General features: G+C 43.0%; 3 protein-coding genes and 2 pseudogenes. 2 read left to right on the top strand and 3 right to left on the bottom strand.

Features of this window, described 5'->3' with window-relative positions:
• Positions 1 to 122 precede the first annotated feature (122 nt).
• Positions 123 to 1,204, bottom strand: a pseudogene (locus QUB30_RS33085) (ISKra4 family transposase).
• 257 nt (positions 1,205 to 1,461) lie between these two features.
• Here QUB30_RS33085 and QUB30_RS33090 point away from each other — a divergent pair.
• Positions 1,462 to 1,644 carry a hypothetical protein gene (locus QUB30_RS33090; RefSeq protein WP_333342485.1) on the top strand — a complete coding sequence of 61 codons (183 nt, stop codon included), beginning with the start codon at positions 1,462 to 1,464 and terminating at the stop codon, positions 1,642 to 1,644.
• A gap of 4 nt (positions 1,645 to 1,648) precedes the next feature.
• On the opposite strand, the gene QUB30_RS33095 is transcribed toward QUB30_RS33090, so the two are convergent.
• Complete coding sequence (locus QUB30_RS33095) at positions 1,649 to 2,011, bottom strand: HNH endonuclease (RefSeq protein ID WP_333342488.1); 363 nt, start codon at positions 2,009 to 2,011, stop codon at positions 1,649 to 1,651.
• A 237-nt stretch (positions 2,012 to 2,248) separates the two neighbouring features.
• Here QUB30_RS33095 and QUB30_RS33100 point away from each other — a divergent pair, with 237 nt between their 5' ends.
• On the top strand, positions 2,249 to 2,881 hold the full coding sequence (locus tag QUB30_RS33100; protein ID WP_333342490.1) for a discoidin domain-containing protein: 633 nt from the start codon (positions 2,249 to 2,251) through the stop codon (positions 2,879 to 2,881).
• 102 nt (positions 2,882 to 2,983) lie between these two features.
• Here the strand turns inward: QUB30_RS33100 and QUB30_RS33105 are convergent.
• Positions 2,984 to 3,360 (bottom strand): annotated as a pseudogene (locus QUB30_RS33105) (phytanoyl-CoA dioxygenase family protein); the annotation flags it as partial.

Below are 3,360 nucleotides of genomic sequence, written 5' to 3' on the forward strand. Positions count from 1 at the left end.
GTTTAAGTCTGACCTCACCAATTCCGGTGGTTTTAGATAGTTAAAATAGCCCCCTCCAAATGGCGGGGACAGACTGCTTTTCAAAGAAACCCTCGGGAGCATGTCACTTTTGCGATAAGTATTTATACTTGTGCAGTTTTTCGAGGTCTACCAATTAAGCCATTTAAGTAAGCACATCGATGAGCCAATACCTGCCCAATATGGTCTAATTTCCAACTTGCTCCAGATATTTTAACCCGTCTAGCTATTTGCTTGATTCCTGATTCTACTGCTCCAGAACCAATCGAACAGATTCCATCTCTCTGGAAAAGTTCGTAATTAATAATTCTTTCTTTATGCTTTTCTAAATACTTACAAAAATTAACTGCTGGCTTTTTCTTCAATCCTATGAATAGTGCTATTGCATTTTTTACATTTCCTTTCCATAAGTACGTTTCCGCTTGCTTCAATCGCTTAATGGAACCGCCTACTTTTTGAAGATTTTCATTCAAATGATACCAGTCTAGAATTTCTCTTCTGTCCTGTTCACAACAAATTTATTTAAATATATTCCATACGCCATCATGTCCATCACCTAGACAAGTTACTGGTTTTGCTAGTGGCTGTTGATTTACCCAATCAATAATGATGTCATTTCGATCGAAACTGGCTACTATGCCTACTTCCGACACAATTGCTTTATAGTCTTTCCACTCGGACTTTTCTCCGAGTGGTGTGAGCAATCGTGCTTTTCCACCATCTGCACTTAACTCGGTAATATCTGCTGTTGCTACAGGCTGCTCAAATTTTTGATAATGTACTAATCTTTGTTGCGTCTTTGCTGGAACCCTAATCCCTGTTATATATTCAATATCGTTGGCTGCATTTTGATATGCAACATTAGCACTCAGTCTTAAACAACAGTTCTCTAAATGTGGACTTAATCTACTCCCACTCCCACACCCTAGTTTATCCGCTTGCTTTTTGGTGATACTTAAATCACCTAACGTACTTTTTAATTTTTTTATCCTTCCTGCTTTTGTCCCGCTAGCTGAGTAAATAAAAAAAAACCGATCTGCGGTGTCACATGAGTTAACACCTTATCTTTAACCGTGATCTCGATATCTTCTAATGTTTTCAACGATTCCGGGTCACAATCAGCATACAGGATTGCTGAAATAGCCTCTACATGTGTTTGAATCGCCTGTTGCTGTTCAGGAGTCATAGTTGAATCGCCACTAATTAAGACATGATTATTTTCGCCGATTTTGCCCAACAATAGCTCAAAACCTCTGCCCTAGTATTTCTGAGTATTTATACTCATCGCAAAAGTGACACGCTCCCGAAACCCTCTCGGTTTGTGTCAGTTGCTCTGCGCTTCCTACAAATAGCAACTATGTCAAGGTTAGGCTAAGATGAAAGGCGAAAGATTGATTTTGATAACTATCCTGTCTTCGTTTAACTCAAGCTGAGCGGGTAATTATGGAGATTCAAAGAAATAAATTGGGTACGGTAATCTTCGGGCAGCTTGATTTGATGTTTCCGCTCGAAACTTTGCAACTCGGCTTTCGCAAGCGTTTGCCTCAGTTTGTATTGGTGAGAATCTGCGCGTGTTCCGTGCAGATTTTTATCTTCTTGCTGCAAGGGTTGAAGCAGTTCTGCTAATTCTTTAATATTCTTTGATATTTTCAATTGCCGATTCCAGAGAGCAATCCATCATATCCCAGTCAATGCCATCATCGGGGAACAGCGATAATTGTCCAGGCGAGACGTTGGATTGCCCGCGATTGTGATAAGAAAGGTGGCAGGCGGTACAAAGAGCAATTAAGTTTTCTGGGCGATTATCCTCCGGTATCCGGTTGCGGTGGTGTACGGTCAAAGTTAAGGCACAGCGTTCGGACTTGGTTAAACCACTTTTCTTACCAGGTCGGAGGCATTGTTGGTTGCATTTAGCACAGCGCCAGAGCGCACTTTCTTTCACCGATAACGCAATCTCTCGCCAATTCTTTGGATACCTTTTGGGTTTTGCCATAAACGTCAAAGCTCATCTCTCTATAGTGTGATCGCTTTTGTTCCCATTACTCAGAATACCGTCTCCTCCTGGCCTAAAAGCGATCGCACTCATGGATTTTGGGCATGGCCTACCTGTGGGGGTTGGGGGTTGGGTTTGGGTTTGGGTTTTTGGTTCGGTTTTAGTTTCCCCCAGAACTGAGGCGAGCGTATCCTTGGATAATACGCCTAAATTGCTGGGGCGATCGTCCCTCCTCAAATGATGAAAAAATTGTCGTGTGCCTGGTTTGCTTGGATCTTCCTCCCTACGGGAGCTGTGGCCGGCTGTTCTCAATCGATTCAACAAGTATCAAACACCCCTACACTTCCACCGCCTGCAGTGGAATCAGCATCTCCAACCAATATTCCTTCGTCGAAGCCGATATCAGGCACCAACGTAGCTGCTGGTAAACCAGTGATTGCCAGAAACGGAGGGATTACCTATCCTGGCTGGGCTAATGCTAACGATCCGGCTGATTACCAAACAACAACGAATTATCCAAAACTGGGGCGGTGGGGAAACGGAACCAATCAAGGGACTGGCACTTTTCAAATCGTCGATTTAGGTACGGTTTATTCACTTCATGGTGTTGGTTACAATATTGATTGGGATGGCGCGTTTAAGAATTCACTAACCTTTCGCGTTGAGGTTTCAACAGACAATAAGACTTGGCAATTAGCTTCTGAAATAGTCCATCCTTACTCTCCAAATACCAGTTTCAATAAACTTGATATTGATGTTGCAATTTCACCGATGACCGCTCGATATGTCAAGTATTGGGAGCCACCAGACGGCCAATGGAATGGTTGGGGGACGTTCCATCAACTCCGGGCTTACTCCCCAAAAAAGTAAAAGGTTCAAGTGTCTTTTAGGATAGCCCATAGCTGAACTCGGTGCGGTAGCGATGCGGGCCGACTAAACTTAAATTCAAACACACAATACTAAAGTCTTCTTCTAGCAAATCTGACCTTGCTTAGCAGCAGTAGAGTGACCAATAGGGTTACTGCCAACCCACCTTTCATCCACTGGTTCCGATGCCAATTGATAACGGCTATCCGAGGAGAGTCGAATAGAAGGAGAATGGTTATCCAAACTGGCATGAATGGTAAACATACCAAAAATCAGAACATCTCCCGCCTCGAATTCGGAACTCAACCAACGTCCTCCGTATTTACAGCGCAAAGAAACCGGGTTTTTGGATAAGGCTCCATCCCACCCTTTTTGATTGGACGCATACAAAGGGGCCGTTTTTCGGTTGGCACAATAGCGATCGACATCTTTACATCCATAGCTATTTTTAATAGTCTCTAGATGATGAGAATTTTCCAAAA

The organism is Microcoleus sp. BROC3, from assembly GCF_036702515.1.
Taxonomy (GTDB): domain Bacteria; phylum Cyanobacteriota; class Cyanobacteriia; order Cyanobacteriales; family Microcoleaceae; genus Microcoleus.

Excerpts from the sequence above, each read along its gene's own strand:
- QUB30_RS33090 (WP_333342485.1), top strand. The coding sequence starts at position 1,462 with ATGGAGATTCAAAGAAATAAATTGGGTACGGTAATCTTCGGGCAGCTT.
- QUB30_RS33095 (WP_333342488.1), bottom strand. The coding sequence starts at position 2,011 with ATGGCAAAACCCAAAAGGTATCCAAAGAATTGGCGAGAGATTGCGTTA.
- QUB30_RS33100 (WP_333342490.1), top strand. The coding sequence starts at position 2,249 with ATGATGAAAAAATTGTCGTGTGCCTGGTTTGCTTGGATCTTCCTCCCT.